Annotated in this window: 15 protein-coding genes and 2 pseudogenes; 4 read left to right on the forward strand and 13 right to left on the reverse strand. The window is 60.3% G+C overall.

From position 1 onward, the window contains the following. Positions 1-8: 8 nt before the first annotated feature. The 9 genes and pseudogenes from LA04_RS25325 to LA04_RS18490 all read right to left on the reverse strand — a co-directional run. Positions 9-323 (reverse strand): annotated as a pseudogene (locus LA04_RS25325) (PfkB family carbohydrate kinase); the annotation flags it as partial. Positions 324-521: 198 nt separating this feature from the next. Next, a pseudogene (locus LA04_RS25330) lies at positions 522-1,187 on the reverse strand (PfkB family carbohydrate kinase); the annotation flags it as partial. A gap of 39 nt (positions 1,188-1,226) precedes the next feature. Then, positions 1,227-2,360 carry a Gfo/Idh/MocA family protein gene (locus tag LA04_RS18460; RefSeq protein ID WP_047652662.1) on the reverse strand — a complete coding sequence of 378 codons (1,134 nt, stop codon included), beginning with the start codon at positions 2,358-2,360 and terminating at the stop codon, positions 1,227-1,229. Between the two features lie 8 nt (positions 2,361-2,368). After that, a complete protein-coding gene (locus tag LA04_RS18465; protein ID WP_047652663.1) occupies positions 2,369-3,397 on the reverse strand; it encodes an ABC transporter permease in 1,029 nt (342 codons plus the stop codon). An 11-nt stretch (positions 3,398-3,408) separates the two neighbouring features. Continuing rightward, on the reverse strand, positions 3,409-4,956 hold the full coding sequence (locus LA04_RS18470) for a sugar ABC transporter ATP-binding protein (protein WP_047652664.1): 1,548 nt from the start codon (positions 4,954-4,956) through the stop codon (positions 3,409-3,411). A 48-nt stretch (positions 4,957-5,004) separates the two neighbouring features. Next, the gene (locus LA04_RS18475; protein WP_021241824.1) at positions 5,005-5,934 is read right to left on the reverse strand and encodes a sugar ABC transporter substrate-binding protein; all 930 of its coding nucleotides are present in this window, start codon (positions 5,932-5,934) and stop codon (positions 5,005-5,007) included. A 31-nt stretch (positions 5,935-5,965) separates the two neighbouring features. Continuing rightward, positions 5,966-6,952 (reverse strand): inositol 2-dehydrogenase, encoded by a 987-nt coding sequence (gene iolG / locus LA04_RS18480; protein ID WP_047652665.1) that lies wholly within the window; start codon positions 6,950-6,952, stop codon positions 5,966-5,968. A 290-nt stretch (positions 6,953-7,242) separates the two neighbouring features. After that, positions 7,243-9,168 (reverse strand): 3D-(3,5/4)-trihydroxycyclohexane-1,2-dione acylhydrolase (decyclizing), encoded by a 1,926-nt coding sequence (gene iolD / locus LA04_RS18485; RefSeq protein ID WP_047652666.1) that lies wholly within the window; start codon positions 9,166-9,168, stop codon positions 7,243-7,245. An 11-nt stretch (positions 9,169-9,179) separates the two neighbouring features. Next, positions 9,180-10,685, reverse strand: coding sequence for a CoA-acylating methylmalonate-semialdehyde dehydrogenase (locus LA04_RS18490; protein WP_047652667.1), 1,506 nt, complete (start codon positions 10,683-10,685; stop codon positions 9,180-9,182). A 292-nt stretch (positions 10,686-10,977) separates the two neighbouring features. Between LA04_RS18490 and LA04_RS18495 the strand changes: the two genes are divergently transcribed. Beyond that, the gene (locus tag LA04_RS18495) at positions 10,978-11,808 is read left to right on the forward strand and encodes a MurR/RpiR family transcriptional regulator (RefSeq protein WP_047652668.1); all 831 of its coding nucleotides are present in this window, start codon (positions 10,978-10,980) and stop codon (positions 11,806-11,808) included. Between the two features lie 56 nt (positions 11,809-11,864). Here the strand turns inward: LA04_RS18495 and guaA are convergent, their stop codons facing one another. Further along, entirely contained in the window at positions 11,865-13,442 is a 1,578-nt protein-coding gene (gene guaA, locus LA04_RS18500) for a glutamine-hydrolyzing GMP synthase (protein WP_006811514.1), read from the reverse strand. Between the two features lie 67 nt (positions 13,443-13,509). Next, the gene (gene guaB, locus LA04_RS18505; protein WP_023333022.1) at positions 13,510-14,976 is read right to left on the reverse strand and encodes an IMP dehydrogenase; all 1,467 of its coding nucleotides are present in this window, start codon (positions 14,974-14,976) and stop codon (positions 13,510-13,512) included. Between the two features lie 158 nt (positions 14,977-15,134). On the opposite strand from guaB, the gene xseA reads away from it, so the two are divergent. From xseA to LA04_RS18520, 3 genes are read left to right on the forward strand one after another with little or no spacing between them, the layout of a single operon-like run. Then, the gene (gene xseA, locus LA04_RS18510) at positions 15,135-16,508 is read left to right on the forward strand and encodes an exodeoxyribonuclease VII large subunit (RefSeq protein WP_047652669.1); all 1,374 of its coding nucleotides are present in this window, start codon (positions 15,135-15,137) and stop codon (positions 16,506-16,508) included. A gap of 58 nt (positions 16,509-16,566) precedes the next feature. Continuing rightward, positions 16,567-17,586: a M4 family metallopeptidase gene (locus LA04_RS18515; protein ID WP_047652670.1), complete on the forward strand. Its 1,020-nt coding sequence runs from the start codon at positions 16,567-16,569 to the stop codon at positions 17,584-17,586. Beyond that, on the forward strand, positions 17,587-17,937 hold the full coding sequence (locus LA04_RS18520; protein ID WP_047652671.1) for a protealysin inhibitor emfourin: 351 nt from the start codon (positions 17,587-17,589) through the stop codon (positions 17,935-17,937). Here LA04_RS18520 and LA04_RS18525 read toward each other — a convergent pair. Continuing rightward, positions 17,934-18,155 carry a zinc ribbon domain-containing protein gene (locus LA04_RS18525; protein WP_047652672.1) on the reverse strand — a complete coding sequence of 74 codons (222 nt, stop codon included), beginning with the start codon at positions 18,153-18,155 and terminating at the stop codon, positions 17,934-17,936. The two genes, LA04_RS18520 and LA04_RS18525, sit on opposite strands and share 4 nt — an antisense overlap. Positions 18,156-18,212: 57 nt before the next feature. Continuing rightward, positions 18,213-19,754, reverse strand: coding sequence for a peptide MFS transporter (locus LA04_RS18530; protein ID WP_047652673.1), 1,542 nt, complete (start codon positions 19,752-19,754; stop codon positions 18,213-18,215). Positions 19,755-20,046: the final 292 nt, after the last annotated feature.

Consider the following 20,046-nt stretch of genomic DNA (forward strand, 5'->3'; position numbering starts at 1 on the left):
TTGCTCGGCATCGCCGGGGCGCAGCCGTGGCGCGAAACCACCAGCGCGCCGCAGGCGTTGGCGTAGCGGCACGCCTGCTCCCAGCCTTCGTCGTTCAGGTAGCCGCGCAGCAGGCCGGACATAAACGCGTCCCCCGCCCCGAGGACGTTCAGCACCTCCACGCGCACGCCGGTCACCGTCAGGCCGTCGTCCAGCCGCGACGGAATGGCGTCGGTATAGACCGAGCAGCCGAGCGCGCCGCGTTTGCAGACCAGCGTTGCTTCACTGACGGCGCGCACCTGCTCCAGCGCCTGCAGGGTATCCGTTCTGCCGCCCGCAATGTGAAACTCCTCCTCGGTGCCGACAATGACGTCGAAGAGGTGCAGCACCTCCTGCAGCTCGCGGGTGACCTTATCGGCGGCGATAAAGCGCGTTTCACCGTCGCCTAAGGCGGTGAGCCCCCACAGCACCGGACGATAGTCGATGTCCAGCACCGTGCGCACGCCGTGACGGCGGGCATAGCCCAGCGCCGTCAGCNCGGCGCGCACCTGCTCCAGCGCCTGCAGGGTATCCGTTCTGCCGCCCGCAATGTGAAACTCCTCCTCGGTGCCGACAATGACGTCGAAGAGGTGCAGCACCTCCTGCAGCTCGCGGGTGACCTTATCGGCGGCGATAAAGCGCGTTTCACCGTCGCCTAAGGCGGTGAGCCCCCACAGCACCGGACGATAGTCGATGTCCAGCACCGTGCGCACGCCGTGACGGCGGGCATAGCCCAGCGCCGTCAGCACCGCCTCGCGGGTTTGCGGATGAGAAAGATGAGTCCCGGTGATGGCAAGACAACGTGCGGAGGCAATGTAGCTTTCGTCCACATCGCTGGCGGTAATCGCCATGTCCGCGCAGTTATCGCGATAAAAAATCAGTGGAAAGGTGTCCCGGTCTTTAATGCCGAGCAGCACCAGCGCCGTGAGGCGTTGTTTATCGGTAATCAGATGGCTGGTATCGCAGCCCACCTGGTTGAGCTCTTCCCGCAGGAAGCGGCCCATATGTTCATCGCCGACGCGCGCCAGCATCGACGAACGTAAACCCTGGCGCGCGGTGCCGTACGCCACGTTACCCGACGACCCGCCGAGGTATTTGGCGAAGCTCGACACATCCTCCAGACGGGCACCAATCTGCTGACTGTAGAGGTCTACCGCCACGCGGCCCATGCATATCACATCAAACTGCTTTTCCACGTTGATACCTCATCAGACAATGTCGTTCACGTTCAGCCAGCGGCCTTCCCGGTGCGAGAGCGCAATCGCGTCCAGCACGCGCGACACCTTCCAGCCCTCTTCGAAGTCCGGCCACATCGGCGCGTCGGCGGCAATCCCGTCCACCAGGTCGCGCACCTCCACCGTTTTTTGATCGTTAAAGCCAATCCCGTGGCCCGCGCCCATGCAGAACGCGGCGTAGTCCGGATGCGCCGGGCCGACGAGCAGCGTGCGGAACCCCTGACGGTTCACCGGATCGTCATGCAAATAGAGCTTCAGCTCGGCCATGCGCTCCTGGGTGAAGCTGATGGCACCTTTCGTCCCGGTGATGACGTACGACAGCCCCATCTTGCGGCCGCAGGCAACGCGGGAGGTTTCAATCACGCCCTGCGCCCCGCCCGCGAAGCGCACCATCGCGTGGGCCTGATCCTCGTTTTCGACGGCAATCATCTCAGACGATCCGGCCTTCGCCGGACGTTCCGGGACCACAATCTTCAGGTCGCCGCAGACCTGCTCAATCTCCCCGACCAGGTACTGGGCCATATTGACGATATGAGCCGCGAGGTCGCCCAGCGCCCCCAGCCCGGCGGTCTCTTTGAAGCAGTGCCAGTGAACAGGCGAGAGCGGGTCGGCCATATAATCTTCGTTGTGGGTGCCGTAGAAGTGGATCACCTCGCCAATCTCGCCGCGCGCGATAATCTCCTTCGCCAGCTGCGCCGTCGGGTTTTTCATGTAGTTGAACCCCACCAGCGTTTTCACCCCGGCCCGCTTCGCCGCGTCTACCATCTCGCGCGCGTCGTGGGCGTTCAGCGCCAGCGGCTTCTCCGAGTAGACGTGCTTGCCGTGGCGGATCGCCTCCAGCGCCATCTCTTTATGCAGGTGGTTCGGCGAGCAAATATCCACCACGTCAATGGCCGGGTCGGCCACCAGCGCCCGCCAGTCCCCGGTGGAGCGGTTGAAGCCAAACGCCCGCGCGCGCTCTGCCGCCAGCTCCGGCGTGACTTCCGCCACCATCTCGCGCACCAGCCTGCCGCGCAGGTTGAACACCGTCGGGGCCTGGGCATAGGCGATAGCGTGCGCCTTGCCGATATAACCGGTGCCAATTAATCCAATACGAACCTCTTTCATCGTGATCCTCACAGTGCGCCGCGACGGCTTTTGGCATAGGTATCGAATGCCACCGCCAGAACGATAATTAATCCGGTGATAATCTGCTGGTAGTAGGCCGAGACGTTCATCAGCACCAGGCCGTTAATCAGAATCCCCATGATGATGGAGCCGATAATGGTGCCGCCGATGCGCCCGTAGCCGCCCATCAGCGAGGTGCCGCCGATCACCACCGAGGCGATGACGCGCAGCTCAAAGGAGATCCCGGCCACCGCCTCGGCGCTCCCCAGACGCGCGCTCAGAATGAAGCCCGCCAGCCCGGCCAGACAGCCGATCAGCACGTAGACGCTAACCAGCACGCGCTTCACGTTCACCCCCGCCAGGCGAGCCGCCTCCGGGTTACCGCCGATGGCGTAGACGAAGCGGCCCCAGCGGGTTTTATGCAGCGCCAGATAGCCGCCGAGGGCGATGATGGCGAAGATCCAGATCGGAATGGAGATGCCGAGCAGCTCCCCGCGCCCCCACCAGCGGTAGCCAGGGTCGAAACCGGCGATCGGCGCGCCGTCGTTGATCACCAGCGTCAGGCCGCGCCAGATGGTCATCCCGCCGAGGGTCACGATGAACGGCGGCAGGCGCAGGCGGGTCACGCCCAGACCGTGCAGGAAGCCAATCGCCGTGCCCATCGCCAGACAAATCCCCAGACCAATCAGCCAGCTCATGCCCCCCCAGGCGTTCGGATCGACGGTGGTGAAGTTGTCGCCCTTAATGACGTACGCCGCGGTCATGGCGCACACCGCCAGAATGGAGCCCACGGAGAGGTCAATCCCGGCGGTCAGAATAACGAAGGTCATCCCCACGGCCATGATCCCGTAGATGGAGACTTCGGTTAGGATGTTGAAAATATTGCGTTCAGAGAAAAAGTTGCTGTTCTGCGACTGGAAGAAGATCAGCAGCAGGATCATGAAAATCAGCACCCCGAAGCGCTCGAAGAAGGCGATGGGATCGATGCGTCCGGCGCGTTTGGCCGGGGCCTGCGTTTTAGAAATCATCTGCGTCATGAGAAACTCCGTTATGCCGCGTTCAGGGCGTTGTGGTTGATGGCCATCATCGTCATCAGCCGTTCTTCGTTAGCGTCGTCGCCGTGGATCTCGCCGGTCACCCGGCCTTCGCTGAGGGTGATGATCCGGTCGGACACCGCCATCACCTCAGGCAGATCGGAGGAGATCACGATCACCGCCACGCCCTTTTTCGCCATGTCAAACAGCACCTGGTGCACTTCCGATTTGGTCCCCACGTCGATGCCGCGCGTCGGCTCATCGACGATCAGCACCCGCGGGTTGAGCGCCATGCAGCGCGCGAGGATCACCTTTTGCTGGTTGCCGCCGGAGAGCTTGCGCACCTCCTGCGCGCTGTCGACCATTTTGATCTGCAGCGCCTTGCGGTAGGACTCAATCAGGTCGTCCTCCTTGCGGGTGTTTACGAACCAGCGCCACTGCAGCAGCGAGGAGAGGCAGGAGAGCGACAGGTTGTCGCGAATCGACAGCCCCAGCACCGCCCCCTCTTTTTTGCGGTCTTCCGGTACCAGCGCCACGCCCTGATCGAGGGCATAGAGCGGGTCGCGCGGCTGGTACGGCACGCCGTCCAGCTCAAAGCTCCCGGCGGTAAAGGCGTCTGCGCCAAACAGGCAGCGCGCCACTTCGGTACGTCCCGCGCCCACCAGCCCGGCAATGCCCAGAACTTCCCCGGCGTGGACGTGGAAGCTGATGTCGTGCAGGGCGATGCCGTGCGGATCCAGCGGCGGCTTTTCGCGGCTCAGCCCCTTCACCGCCAGGCGGACGGGCTTGTCTTCATGATGGGTTTCGCTGGCGGGGCGACGGTTAAAGGCCACGTCGCGCCCGACCATCAGGCGAATCAACTGCTCGACGTTGGTCTCCGCCACCGCGCCGGTGCCGGTAAAGCGGCCGTCCTGGAAAACGGTGAAGCGATCGCAGAGCTGGAAAACTTCATGCAGACGGTGGGTAACGTAAATAATGCTCACGCCGCGGTTTTTAAGCTCCCGCACCACGCGGTGCAGGCTTTCCACCTCGCTGTCGCTCAGCGCGGCGGAGGGTTCGTCCATGATGATCAGGCGGGCGTTGAGGGTCAGCGCCCGGGCGATCTCCACCATCTGCTGCTGGGCGACGCTCAGGCGGGCGACCGGCGTGGTCGGCGCAACGTTCAGTTGCAGGTAATCGAGAATGACCTGCGCCTCCTGGTTGACCGCCCTTTCGTCGACGATCAGGTTCCGTTTACGCGGCTCGCGTCCGAGAAACATGTTTTCCGCGACGGTCATGTTGGGCAGCAGGTTGAACTCCTGATAGATGGTGATAATGCCCTTGTTCTGCCGTTCCACCGGGGAGTCGTCCACCGGCAGCGTTTCGCCGTTGAACCAGATCTCCCCGCGCGTTTGCGGCTGCGCGCCCGCGAGCGCCTTCAGCAGCGTGGATTTTCCCGCTCCGTTTTCCCCCAGCAGGGCGTGGATCTCCCCCGCGCCGACGGTCAGCTGGGCGCTGCTCAGCGCCCAGACGCCGGAAAAGCTTTTTGCCAGGTCGGTCACTTTCAGTAAGGGTTGCGACATCGGTCTGCTCCTCCTCATGTTGAGCCGCCGGAGGCGGCTCGGGACATATCAGTTACCGGCCTCACCGATACGCTCAGCCTGCTGCAGGTTCTCTTTGGTGATCAGCGTCGGCGGGTAGTCGGCCCCGGTAATGGCTTTCTTCTCGCGCACGTTGGCCACCAGCTGGCTCATCGCCGTCTGCACCGCAAAGCCCGGACGCTGATCCGCCGTTACCGCCAGCCAGCCGTCGCGCACGCGGGCCAGCGCTTCCGGCACCGCATCAAACCCGGTCACGAGGATTTCGCCCGGCTTCACGCCCTGGCTCTGCAGGGCTTCAATCGCCCCCAGCGCCATGTCGTCGTTGGCGGAGAGGATTACCTGCGGACGTTTCGGCAGCGAAGGCAGAACGCTTTCAACGATGCGCATCCCTTCAGAACGCATCCAGTTGCCGGTCTGATCGGCGACGATCTTGTACTTATCCCCGCCCGCCTTCAGGCTGTCGCGGATCCCTTTGGTGCGTTCAATATTGGAAGAGGAGCCCGGCTGGCCGGTGAGGAGAATGATCTCCGCGCCGTTGGGGAATTTGGTTTTGACGAAATCGCCAATCGCCTGGCCGCCCTTGTAGTTGTTGGCGCCAAAGTGCGGCACTTTCTTCTGGCTGTCGACGGAGCGGTCAAGGGTGACCACCGGCAGCTTCGCATCCTGAATTTCATCCACCGCGCTGGAGACCGCGTTGACGTCGTTCGGGGAGACGATAAAGCCCTGCGCCCCGCGGGTGATGGCGTTTTCCAGGTCAGCTACCTGCTTCGGCGAGCTGCCCTGCCCGTCCAGCACCTGAAGCTTCACGCCCATCTCTTTTGCGGCTTTCACCGCCGTGCGCTGCATGTGAACTTCAAACGGCATGGCCAGGTTTGGCGTACTGAAGACGATTTGCTCGTTTTCGGCGAGGGCGGCCCCGGACGTCATGGCGATGAGGGCGGCTACGATCAGTTTTTTCATTATTATGTCTCTCTGTGTAGGGTTGTTGTGTTTAGAGGACGATCTCGCGCTGGCTGCGCAGTGACTCCAGCGCTTTATCCGCGAGGTACAGCGCACGTTCACCATCATCGCCGCTGCAGTCAGGCACCGCTTCCCCGCGCAGGACCGCGACAAAGTGTTCCCATTCCGCGGCGTAAGCGGATTTGTAGCGCTGCAGGAAGAAATGTTCCGGCAGCGCGCTGGTGCAGCCCTGTTTGCCGTAGTGCTGCACCTGGTTTTCCAGAATGTTGCCCGCGCACAGCAGCCCTTCGGAGCCGTGCAGCTCCAGGCGCTGGTCGTAGCCGTAAGATGAACGGCGGCTGTTGACGATGGTCGCCATCGCGCCGGAGGCATATTTCAGAACGATAAACGCGGTATCGATATCCCCCGCCTCGCCAATCGCCGGATCCACCAGGTTGCTGCCCTGGGCATACACCGACACCGGCTCTTCGCCCATGATGAAGCGCGCCATGTCAAAGTCGTGAATGGTCATATCGCGGAACATGCCGCCGGAGACGCGCACGTACTCAGCAGGCGGGGGAGACGGGTCGCGGGAGATGATGAGCAGCGATTCCGGTTTGCCGATGCGCCCGGCCTGCGCGTCGGTTTTCACGCGGCGGAACTGCGGGTCAAAGCGGCGGTTAAAGCCGATAAACAGCGGCACGTCGTACTCTTTGACCACCTTCAGGCAGTCGCGCACGCGGGCGAGGTCGAGATGTACCGGCTTTTCGCAGAAGATGGCCTTGCCGTGGCGGGCGGCCATTTCAATCAGATCCGCGTGGGTATCGGTCGCGGAGGCGATCAGCACGGCGTGAACGTTAGGGTCGGTCATCGCTTCTTCCAGGCTCTGCTGGCGGGCCTGATACTGCGTGGCGAGGCGGGTGGCAAATTCCTGATTCGGGTCAACCACGGACCAGAGCGTGGTCGCGCCGTGGCTGGCGATGTTAGCTGCATGTACCTGGCCAATTCGGCCAGCGCCCAGTAAAGCAATGTTAAACATAACGGCTCCCGGTGTTGGTGAATGCTGTGAACTAACGACCCTATAAATAAAACATTTATTTCATTTTTATAAATAGTGAAAATTATGTTTTTGAGTGCGGGTTAACACTTTTGAGATGAATGAGATAAATTTTGTTATCAATCTCACAACATGGCGGTAGGGATGCCCCCGCCATTACAAAGGGGCGAGGGAGAAAAAACCACACCGATCCGTCCCCTCTCCCGGTGGGAGAGGGTTAGGGGGAGGGGAAAAAGAAAAATGAAATGAAAATTTCGTTAAAACGGAAAAACTCAATACTGGCGGGCTTTTTTCACCTGCGCCTGGGTTTGCTCAGCGGCCTCACGCACGGCAGACGACGCCGCCACCTGCGCATCACCGGTTCGCCACCACGAGGCGTAATCGTGGGTCATGGTCTTCGGCAGCACCTTGATGTCCAGCAGCGTCGGGCCGGGATGCGCCCGCGACGCCTCAAGCGCCGCCAGCAGGCTTTGCTCATCGTTCACCCGCCACGCGCGGCAGCCGTAGCTCTCCGCGTTTTGCGCGAAGTCGACCTTCACCAGCGGACCGTCAAGCCGTCCGGTTTTCGGGTTGCGGTGGCGGTTTTCCGTGCCAAAGCTGCCCATACCGTGCCCCATCTGCAGGTTGTTAATGCAGCCGAAGCTGGCGTTATCAAACAGCAGAACGGTGACCTTAATGCCCTCCTGAACGGCGGTTTGCAGCTCGGAGTGCAGCATCATGTAGGAGCCATCCCCCACCATGGCGTACACCGGCAGTTCGGGTCTGGCGAGCTTCGCGCCGAGGGCCGCCGCAATCTCGTAGCCCATGCAGGAGTAGCCGTACTCCAGGTGATAGCTGTCCGGCGTCTTGACCTGCCAGAGACGCTGTAAATCGCCCGGCAGCGAACCGGCCGCGCCCACCACGATGGCGTTATCTTCAACATGCTGGTTGATCAGCCCCAGCACCCGCGTCTGGGTCAGGTGGGTGTTGAGCGCCTCGCCGTATTCCGCCAGCTGCGCATCCAGGTGCCCCGCCACTTCGGGCGCGTCGTCCGGACGCCACTGGCGATCCCACAGGCGGCGGCACTCGTCGCGCCACGCGGATTTCGCATCGGCGATCGCCTCTCCCCAGCCGCTGCGGTAATCCCCGAGCGCGTGGGTCAATGCCTGGAGCCCGGTTTGGGCATCGGCAATCAGCGCGGTGGCGTCCAGCTTCAGGGCGTCAAACTCGGCCACGTTCAGCAGCAGGAATTCGACGTCCGGATGGGAAAAGAGCGCCTTGGAGCCGGTGGTAAAGTCGGTCAGGCGCGTGCCGATGCCAATCACTAAATCGGCCTGCGGCGCGAGCTGGTTGGCGGCCATTCCGCCCGTCACGCCCAGGCCACCCAGGTTAAGTGGGTGGTCACTTACCAGCGCCCCCTTTCCGGCCTGGGTTTCGGCAAACGGCAGCCGCAGCGTCTCGACAAATTCGCGAAACGCCTCATGCGCGCCGGAATAGCGCACGCCGCCGCCGCACACCACCAGCGGACGACGCTTGCGGGCAATCAGCGCCCGCGCCTGCGCCAGACGCTGCGGATCGGGCGGACGGCGTTCGATGTGGTGCACGCGACGCGCGAAGAAGCTCAGCGGGTAGTCCCAGGCCTCTCCCTGCACGTCCTGCGGCAGGCAGATGGTCACCGCTCCGGTATCTGCGGGGTCAGTAAGCGTTCGCATCGCGCTTAACATGGCGCTCATCAGCTGCTCGGGGCGGTTGATGCGGTCCCAGTAGCGGGAGACCGGACGGAAGCAGTCGTTGGTGCTGATGCTGAGGTCGTGATACTGCTCGATCTGCTGCAGCACCGGGTCCGGCTGGCGGCTGGCGTAGATATCGCCCGGCAGCAGCAGCAGCGGGATGCGGTTCGCCGTGGCGGTGGCCGCCGCCGTGACCATATTGGCGGCACCCGGCCCGACGGAGGAGGTGACGGCAAAAATGCGCTGACGGCGGTGCTGTTTGGCGAATCCCGTCGCCATATGGGCAATGCCCTGCTCGTTGCAGCCCTGCATGATCTGCAGATGGCCCGGGTCCTGCTCCAGCGCCTGGCCGATACCCAGCACGTTGCCGTGCCCAAAGATGGTGGCCACGCCCTCCACGAAGGGCGTTTCGTTGCCATCCACGCTGACGTACTGTTGATTAAGGAACCGGACCAGCGCCTGGGCCATGGTCATACGTTCGGTTTGCATAAAACCTCCTGTCAGCCCAGCGTTGGCATAGAGAACGCAGCGCCTGTCTCCTGCTGCATTTCCGGCCAGCGCGCGGTGATGGTTTTCATTCGGGTGTAGAAGCGCACGCCGTCGTTGCCGTGCACGTTGAGCGCACCAAAGATGGAACGCTTCCAGCCGCCGAAGCTGTGGAACGCCATCGGCACCGGGATCGGCACGTTGACCCCCACCATGCCCGCCTGCACCTCTTCGCAGAATCGGCGCGCGCAGCCGCCGTCGCGGGTGAAGATCGCCGAGCCATTACCATATTCATGGCGGTTAATCAGATCCACCGCGCTGGCGTAATCTGCTACGCGCACCACAGAAAGCACGGGGCCAAAAATCTCTTCTTTATAGATGGTCATTTCAGGAGTGACGTTATCGAACAGCGTCGGGCCGACGAAGTAGCCCTGCTCGTGGCCCTTCACGCTGAAGCCGCGACCGTCCACGCGAAGTTTCGCTCCCTGCGCTTCCCCGCTGTCGATGTAGCCCAGCACCTTGCTGCGGTGCGCGGAGGAGATGAGCGGCCCCATTTCGTTTTCCGGCGACTGGTCCAGGCCCGGCCCGACGCGCAGCGCGGCAATCTGTTTTTCCAGCCGGGCGCAGAGGTCATCGGCGGTTTTATCCCCCACCGCCAGCACCACCGAGAGCGCCATGCAGCGTTCCCCCGCCGCGCCGTAGGCCGCGCCCATGATGGCGTTGGTCGCCATCTCCATGTCGGCGTCCGGCATCAGGATGCAGTGGTTTTTCGCACCGCCCAGCGCCTGACAGCGCTTGCCGTGGGCGGACGCGGTCTGGTAAATGTATTCCGCAATCGGCGTGGAGCCGACAAAGCTCACCGCCTGCACGCGCGGGTCGGTCAGGATCACGTCAACGGACTCTTTATCGCCCTGCACCACGTTGAAGACGCCGTCCGGCAGGCCGGCCTCTTTCAGCAGCTGCGCCAGCGCGAGCGCCAGAGAAGGATCCTTTTCCGACGGCTTCAGCACGAAGGTGTTGCCGGTCGCCAGCGCAATCGGGAACATCCACATCGGCACCATCGCCGGGAAGTTAAACGGGGTGATCCCGGCGCAGACGCCGAGCGGCTGCATCAGCGAGTGGCTGTCGACGCCGGTCCCGACGTTCGCCGAGTGTTCACCCTTTTGCAGATGAGGGATGCCGCAGGCAAACTCCACCACTTCCAGGCCGCGGGTCAGTTCGCCCACCGCGTCGGAGAAGACCTTGCCGTGCTCTTCGCTGATGAGGCGGGCCAGGCGATCCATGTTCTCTTCCAGCAGCGCCTTGAAGCGGAACATCACGCGCGCGCGCTTAAGCGGAGCATGGCGCGCCCACGCCGGAAATGCCTGCTGCGCGGCGGCAATCGCCTGCTCCGTTTCCTGTGCCGTACTCATCACCACCTGGCGGATCTGCTCGCCGGTGGCCGGGTTGAAGATCGCCTGAACGCGCTGGCCTGAACCGGTGACACATTCGCCGTGAATAAAATTCGCTACCGTCTCCATCCTTAACCTCTCGCTGTTGATACGTGACTGTTACCTGAATACCGTGTACCGAACACTATATATGAAACAAATATTCCATTTTAAGTTGAAATAAAATAAATGATGATTATTGTGATCACGGATGGATTTTTATGTTAACAGCCAACAACACTGACGCAGCGTGCGCTATTAAGGAATTTCGGGCGAGGAAATGACTGAAGTTTCTGTTTCATTTTTGCTGCCAGATGGATGGCCGACATTTAAAAGACGCGGTTTTGCGTTTAGAATCATAAGACTGTATTTGGGGGATAAGATGACGACAGCAACCAGCCTGAACGAACTGCAGCAGCAAATCCGCGATCGCTACGATAGCCTGAGCAAGAGGCTGCAGCAGGTTTCCCGCTACGTGCTGGACAACACCAACAGCGTGGCCTTCGATACGGTTGCCGTCATTGCCGAGCGCGCCGACGTGCCGCCGTCGACGCTGATCCGCTTTGCCAACGCCTTTGACTTCACCGGCTTCAACGAAATGAAACAGCTGTTTCGCATGAATCTGGTGGAGGAGACCGCCAGCTACAGCGACCGCGCCCGGATGTTCCGCGAGATGGAGAGCGAGGCCGTGCCGGAAACGCCGCTCGATATCCTGCAGGAGTTCGCCCGCTCGAACGCCCAGGCGCTCCAGCAGCTGGCCGCCCGCGCCGAGCCGGAAATGCTGGAGCGCGCGGTACAGCTGCTGGCAGATGCCGACACCATCTACATCGCCGGGCTGCGCCGCTCCTTCAGCGTCGCGGCCTACCTTACCTACGCCCTGAGCCATCTGGAATGCCGCCCTATCCTGCTCGACGGTATGGGCGGGATGCTGCGCGAGCAGATCAGCCGCATTAAGGCGCGCGACATTGTGGTGTCGATAAGCTTCTCGCCGTACGCGGAAGAGACGGTGATGGTCAGCGAAACCGCCGCCAGCGTTGGCGCGCGGCAAATTGTGATTACGGACAGCCAGATAAGCCCCCTGGCGACGTTCAGCGATCTCTGCTTTGTGGTGAAAGAGGCGCAGGTTGATGCGTTTCGGTCTCAGTCGGCAACGCTGTGTCTGGTGCAGTCGCTGGTGGTGGCGCTGGCGTATCGGTTGGGAGAGGGGAAGTAAGGCAATAAAAAACCCCCTGCACAGGCAGAGGGTTTGGTTGTTAATTCAGCGGGAAATTATTCCCACTCAATCGTAGCCGGTGGCTTACCGCTGATGTCATATACGACTCTCGATATCCCATTGACTTCATTGATTATTCTGTTAGACACGCGGCCTAAGAAGTCATACGGCAGGTGCGCCCAGTGCGCGGTCATAAAGTCGATGGTTTCCACCGCACGCAGGGAAACAACCCAGTCGTACTTGCGGCCATCGCCCATCACGCCGACGGAGCGAACCGGCAGGAACACGGTGAACGCCTGGCTTACCTTGTTGTACAGGTCAGCTTTGTGCAGCTCTTCGATGAAGATCGCGTCCGCGCGACGCAGCAGGTCGCAGTACTCTTTCTTCACTTCGCCCAGCACGCGCACGCCCAGACCCGGACCCGGGAACGGGTGACGGTAGAGCATGTCGTACGGCAGACCCAGTTCCAGACCGATCTTACGCACTTCGTCTTTGAACAGCTCGCGCAGCGGTTCAACCAGGCCCATCTTCATCTCTTTCGGCAGGCCGCCCACGTTGTGGTGAGATTTGATGACGTGTGCTTTACCGGTTGCAGAGGCCGCGGATTCGATCACGTCAGGGTAGATGGTGCCCTGCGCCAGCCACTTCACGTCTTCCAGCTTCAGCGCTTCTTCGTCGAACACTTCCACGAACACGCGGCCGATGATCTTACGTTTCGCTTCCGGATCGTTCTCGCCCTTCAGCGCGTCCAGGAAGCGCTGCTCGCCTTCCACGTGAACGATGTTCAGACCGAAGTGGTCGCCAAACATGTCCATGACCTGCTGGGCTTCGTTCAGACGCAGCAGACCGTTGTCCACGAAGACGCAGGTCAGGTTTTTGCCGATGGCGCGGTGCAGCAGCATCGCGGTCACGGAGGAGTCCACGCCGCCGGAGAGGCCGAGGATCACTTTGTCATCGCCAACCTGCTGGCGGATACGCTCAACGGCGTCGTCGATGATTTTTGCCGGGGTCCACAGGGCTTCACACTGGCAAATGTCACGCACGAAGCGCTCCAGCATGCGCATACCCTGACGGGTGTGAGTCACTTCCGGGTGGAACTGCACGCCGTAGAAGCGTTTTTCTTCGTTCGCCATGATGGCAAACGGGCAGCTTTCGGTGCTGGCAACGGTCACGAAGTCAGACGGGATGGCGGTCACTTTGTCGCCGTGGCTCATCCACACGTCCAGCAGCGGTTTGCCGTCTGCGGTCAGGGAGTCTTCGATACCGCGCACCAGCGCGCTGTCGGTGACGACTTCTACCTGTGCGTAGCCAAACTCACGCTCGTTAGAGCCTTCTACGTGGCCGCCCAACTGCATTGCCATGGTCTGCATGCCGTAGCAAACGCCGAATACCGGCACGCCAGCTTCGAACACGTACTGCGGCGCGCGCGGGCTGTTCTCTTCGGTGGTACTTTCCGGGCCGCCGGACAGGATGATGCCGCTTGGATTGAATTCGCGAATCTGTGCTTCCGTGACATCCCACGCCCACAGCTCACAGTAAACGCCCAGTTCACGTACGCGACGCGCCACCAGCTGAGTGTACTGAGAACCGAAGTCCAGGATGAGAATGCGATGTTTATGAATGTTTTCCGTCATTGACGCTAATTCCGAGGCAAGTGAAACAAAAACAGAGCGCCCGGCAGAAGCCGGGCGCGGAAACTTATCAGGAGCCCAGACGGTAGTTCGGGGACTCTTTGGTGATCGTCACGTCGTGAACGTGGCTCTCCTGGATACCCGCACCGCTGATGCGTACGAATTCCGCTTTAGTACGCAGCAGGTCGATGGTACCACAGCCGGTCAGACCCATACAGGAGCGCAGGCCGCCCATCTGCTGGTGAATGATCTCCTTCAAACGGCCTTTATAGGCAACGCGACCTTCGATACCTTCCGGTACCAGTTTGTCTGCGGCGTTATCGGTCTGGAAGTAACGGTCAGAGGAGCCTTTGGACATCGCGCCCAGGGAGCCCATGCCGCGGTAAGATTTGTAAGAACGACCCTGGTAGAGTTCGATTTCGCCCGGGGATTCTTCGGTACCGGCCAGCATGGAGCCTACCATTACGGCAGCTGCGCCCGCGGCGATCGCTTTGGCGATGTCGCCAGAGAAGCGGATACCGCCGTCAGCGATAACCGGAATACCGGTCCCTTCCAGGGCTTCAACCGCGTCAGATACCGCGGTGATCTGCGGAACGCCCACGCCGGTGACGATACGCGTGGTACAGATGGAGCCAGGGCCGATACCCACTTTCACCGCGCTGCAGCCAGCGTCAGCCAGCGCGCGAGCGCCTGCGCCAGTGGCCACGTTACCGCCGATGATCTGCAGGTCAGGGTATTTGGCACGGGTATCACGAATACGCTGCAGAACGCCTTCGGAGTGGCCGTGAGAGGAGTCAATCAGCAGGACGTCAACGCCCGCAGCGACCAGCGCGTCAACGCGCTCTTCGTTACCGGCACCTGCGCCAACCGCCGCGCCGACGCGCAGACGGCCATGCTCGTCTTTACAGGCGTTAGGCTTACGTTCTGCTTTCTGGAAATCTTTAACGGTGATCATGCCGCGCAGGTGGAAGCTGCTGTCAACAACCAGCGCTTTTTCAACGCGTTTTTCGTGCATTTTTGCCAGCACCACGTCGCGGGTTTCACCTTCGCGAACGGTGACCAGACGCTCTTTTGGCGTCATGTACACGCTGACAGGCTGGTTCAGGTCAGTCACGAAACGCACGTCACGACCGGTGATGATGCCCACCAGTTCGTTCTCTTCGGTCACCACCGGGTAACCGGCGAAACCGTTACGTTCGGTCAGGGCTTTCACTTCATGCAGCGTGGTGGTTGGCAGAACGGTCTGTGGGTCAGACACGATGCCGGATTCATGTTTCTTCACGCGGCGAACTTCTTCCGCCTGACGTTCGATAGACATGTTTTTGTGAATAAAGCCAATGCCACCTTCCTGTGCCAGGGCGATAGCCAGGCGCGCTTCAGTCACGGTGTCCATTGCCGCAGAGAGCATAGGAATGTTCAGGCGAATGGTTTTCGTCAACTGCGTGCTGAGATCGGCAGTATTCGGCAGAACAGTGGAGTGAGCGGGAACGAGGAGGACGTCGTCAAACGTCAGTGCTTCTTTAGCGATACGTAGCATGGGCAATATCTCTGACCTGGGTGGTTAAATATTGCCGTGGCATTATACAGAGCGTAACCGATTGCATCTACACTTTTTTATAAAAAAGCTTGCGATTGCCTCTCAGCAGGTTACTATCGACTGAATAACTTGCTGATTTAGAATTTGATCCCGCTCACATGTTATCCTCTCAATCCCCCTCAATTTATACCGTCAGCCGCCTGAATCAGACGGTGCGTTTGCTGCTTGAGCAGGAAATGGGGCAGGTCTGGATCAGCGGTGAGATCTCTAACTTCACGCAGCCGTCCTCCGGTCACTGGTACTTTACCTTAAAAGACGACACCGCCCAGGTGCGCTGCGCGATGTTCCGCAACAGCAACCGCCGCGTGACGTTCCGCCCTCAGCACGGCCAGCAGGTTCTGGTTCGCGCCAATATCACCCTGTATGAGCCGCGCGGCGATTATCAAATCATCGTCGAGAGCATGCAGCCTGCGGGCGAAGGCCTGCTGCAGCAGAAGTATGAACAGTTAAAAGCCCGGCTCTCTGCCGAGGGGCTGTTCGACCAGCAGTACAAAAAACCGCTGCCCTCCCCCGCCCACTGCGTTGGGGTCATCACCTCGAAAACCGGTGCGGCACTGCACGATATTTTGCACGTGCTGAAGCGTCGCGATCCTTCCCTGCCCGTCATCATCTATCCGACCGCCGTTCAGGGTGACGATGCACCGGGACAGATAGTTCGCGCCATTGAGCTGGCGAACGCCCGTCAGGAGTGCGACGTATTAATCGTCGGGCGCGGCGGCGGCTCGCTGGAAGACCTGTGGAGCTTTAACGACGAGCGCGTGGCGCGGGCAATCTTTGCCAGCCTTATCCCCGTGGTGAGCGCCGTCGGCCACGAAACTGACGTAACGATAGCCGATTTTGTCGCGGATCTGCGCGCGCCTACGCCGTCCGCGGCGGCGGAAGTGGTCAGCCGCAACCAGCTGGAGCTGCTGCGTCAGATTCAGAACGGCCAGCAGCGTCTTGAGATGGCGATGGACTACTTCCTTGCCAACCGTACCCGCCGCTTTACCCAGCTTCATCATCGTCTTCAGCAGCAGCACCCGCAGCTGCGTCTGGCGCGTCAGCAGACCGTGCTGGAGCGCCTGCGTCAGCGCATGAATTTCGCGCTGGATAGTCAGCTTAAGCGCGCGGTATCGCGCCAGCAGCGCGTGACGCAGCGCCTGAACCAGCAGAACCCGCAGCCGAAAATTTATCGCGCGCAAACGCGGATCCAGCAGTTGGAGTATCGTCTGGCGGAAACTATCCGGGCGCGACTGAGCACCACCCGCGAACGTTTCGGCAATGCGGTGACCCACCTTGAAGCCGTCAGCCCCCTCTCCACGCTGGCGCGCGGCTATAGCGTGACGACGGCGACGGACGGCAAAGTGCTGAAACAAACTAAACAGGTAAATACCGGCGATGTGCTGACGACGCGTCTTTCCGACGGCTGGGTAGAAAGCGAAGTGAAATCAATTAAACCGGTGAAAAAGACGCGTCAGCGTAAAACCGGATAATTCTTCGCCGGTTACTTACTATACTGCTGCTATTCCCTTTTTTAATAAGGAGAGCAGCATGCCCCATCTTCATAGCGTTATTCCCCCTTATATTCTTCGTCGTATTATCGAAAGCGGTTCCGAGCCGCAGCAGCGCTGTGCCCGTCAGACATTAACCCACGTCCAGACGCTGATGGCCCACATGCCGGGCAAACCCGCCGCGCCGCACGTGAATAAAGCCGGGCAGCTGGAGCGCGATATTTACGACGCGAAGCAAACCCAGGAGCTGCCGGGTAAGCAGGTGCGTTACGAAGGCCAGCCGTCGAACGGCGATGTGGCGGTGGATGAAGCTTATAATTATTTAGGTATTACCCATGACTTCTTCTGGAAAGAATATCAGCGTGATTCGCTCGATAATAAAGGACTTATTTTGACCGGCACCGTTCACTATGGCCGGGAATATCAGAACGCCTTCTGGAACGGTCAGCAGATGGTATTTGGCGACGGCGACGGGGAAATATTTAACCGCTTTACCATCGCCATCGACGTGGTGGCGCACGAGCTGAGCCACGGTGTGACCGAGACCGAAGCCGGGCTTATCTATTTTGAGCAGTCGGGCGCGCTGAACGAGTCTCTGTCGGACGTGTTTGGCTCGCTGGTCAAACAGTACCATCTGAAGCAAACCGCCGATAAAGCAGACTGGCTCATTGGTGAAGGGCTGCTGGCGAAAGGGATTAACGGCAAAGGGCTGCGCTCAATGTCTGAACCCGGCACCGCCTATGACGATCCCCTGCTCGGCAAAGACCCGCAGCCTGCGCACATGAAAGATTTCATTAAAACGCGCGAGGATAACGGCGGCGTGCATCTGAACTCCGGCATCCCCAACCGGGCATTTTATCTGGCCGCGACGGCGATCGGCGGCTACGCCTGGGAAAAAGCAGGTTATGCCTGGTACGACACGGTTTGCGATCGCAATCTGGCGCAGGATGCGGATTTTGAGGCCTTCGCAAAATTGACGATCGCGCACGGAGAGAAACGCTCCGGCGGTGACGCTGGTGCGGCCATTAAACAAGCCTGGGAACAGGTGGGAGTGTTGTAAATGCAGGTTCCGGAACTGACGGATGACGCCGTGGTTGAGCTGGCCCGGGAAGGCGGCGTCGCTTTTATCCCCAGGCTGAGCGGACAGCGCACCATCGCGCTCTCCTCGCTCAATGAAGCCCAGCGCCAGCGACTGGTGAGCATCCTGGAGCAGGCTTTTCCACGCGGTCAGCCGCCGGGGCAAGCCTCTTCACCCGGCAGCGGCGACCAGCGCTATTTCCGCATCCAGATTATCTGGACCGGGCAAAATCAGGCGCACTACGCCGATATCATCGTGCTGGTACCCGAGCAGGAAGCGCCCGAGTCGCTGGTCGAGCTGTGGAAGAAAGGCGAAGGCTGCGTCTGCGATTAACCTTCGGCCCGAACAAATTCCACGCGTTTTTTAGAGATTAAACCGTGGCCGTTCTGGCAGAAATAGTCCACCGCACCGCAGGCTTTTAATACCTGGAGTGGCTGATGGCACTCCGGGCAGCGGGCTTCAAGCGCAATATCTTTATTACAGCTGTCGCAGTGCGCTACGCCGTTCTGGGGCTCCAGCGGTGCATGGCATTCCGGGCAGGTAATCGGCATATTCTCTCCTGTTGGGTTTTCCGGGGCAGGATAACTGCCCCGGTAGGCTGAACATTATCAGGCTTCAGCTGCCGGTTTAGTCTGCGCATTTTCCAGCATGCGGCGCACCGGAACAATAAGGACGATCAGTACCGCGGCACAGATCAGCAGCGCGATGGAGCAGCGCGCGAAGAGATCCGGCAGCATATCCAGCTGATCGGCCTTCACGTGGCCGCCGATCAGGCCCGCCGCCAGGTTACCCAGCGCGCTGGCGCAGAACCACAGCCCCATCATCTGGCCGCGCATTCTTTCCGGCGCAAGCAGCGTCATGGTCGCCAGGCCAATCGGACTCAGGCACAGTTCGCCGAGCGTCAGCATCAGGATGCTGCCCACCAGCCAGAACGGCGACACGCCCGTTCCACCGCTGCTCAGCACGTTCTGTGCCGCCAGCATCATCAGGCCAAAGCCTGCCGCCGCGCACAAAATACCAATAACGAACTTGGTGATGCTGCTCGGACGAATGTTCATGCTCGCAAGCTTCGGCCATGCCCAGCTAAACACCGGTGCCAGCAGGATGATGAACAGGGCGTTAATTGACTGGAACCACACCGCCGGGATTTCAAAATCGCCGATCATGCGGTTAGTGTAGTCGTTGGCAAACAGGTTGAACGAGGTTGGCTTCTGTTCGAACGCGGACCAGAAGAACGCCGCGGAGATCAGCAGAATAAAGCAGACCAGCAGTCTGGCGCGCTCTTTACGGTTCAGCCCCGCAAAGACAAACAGATAAATAAAGTAGAGGGCAACGGATGCAGCAATCACATAGACCAGCACGCTGGCTACCGCGACCGGGTTAATCACAATCACGCCCTGCGCAATCAGCGTCACGATCGTTGCCACGCCTGCCGCCAGCGCCAGCAGCCAAACGCCCACGCCGTTACGCTTCACCACCGGGCTGTTCCAGGTGGAGTCGAGGCCGACTTCGCCGTCATAGCGTTTCATCGCCGGAACGGCAAACACGCGGAAGATAATCAGCGCCACCAGCATCCCGATGCCGCCAATACCAAAGCCCCAGTGCCAGCCGTGGGTTTTAATCAGCCAGCCGGAAATCAGCGGCGCGATGAACGAGCCCATATTGATGCCCATATAGAACAGCGAGAAACCGCCGTCACGACGCGCGTCGCCTTTTTTGTACAGGGTACCGACCATCACCGAGATACAGGTTTTGAACAGTCCGGAGCCAAGCACGATAAACATCAGGCCGATAAAGAACAGGTTGTTCCCCATCACAGCCGAGAGCGCAATCGACAGGTGGCCGAGCGCAATCAGGATCGAACCGTACCAGACGGCTCTCTGCTGGCCGAGCCAGTTATCCGCCAGCCACCCACCCGGCAGCGCGGCCAGGTACATGGTACCGGCGAAAATGCCGACAATCGCCGAGGCGTTTTCACGCGCCAGGCCCATCCCGCCGTCATAGACGGTGGCGGCCATAAACAGGATCAGTAACGGACGAATGCCGTAAAACGAGAAACGCTCCCACATCTCGGTGAAGAACAGGGAACCGAGCGGATACGGATGGCCGAAGAACGTTCGGCTCTCTTTTTGATTAACAGTGGATTGCATAATTCTCCCGAAAGGTATGTCGTCGTGCTTGTAAACACCAGCAGGTACGCCGGCCAGTTACGTATCTGGCCGATTTTTTACATGCGGCGAAAAGTTAGTTAACCATTTGATAACCAGGCGCTAGTTTTGTCTAGTACCGGACCCTGGACTTTAAGATGAAAATTCGACGATTGTCTACTTTCTTAGATTTAAACATGGTTAAAAGTGAATAGTGATTGACTTCACACAGAGAAAACTGGCGGTATGGTTAGGTGAAAAAAGCCCGCGATAAACGCGGGCTTTCGTGAAGCAG

The organism is Enterobacter sp. UCD-UG_FMILLET, assembly GCF_000762975.1.
Taxonomy (GTDB): domain Bacteria; phylum Pseudomonadota; class Gammaproteobacteria; order Enterobacterales; family Enterobacteriaceae; genus Enterobacter; species Enterobacter dykesii.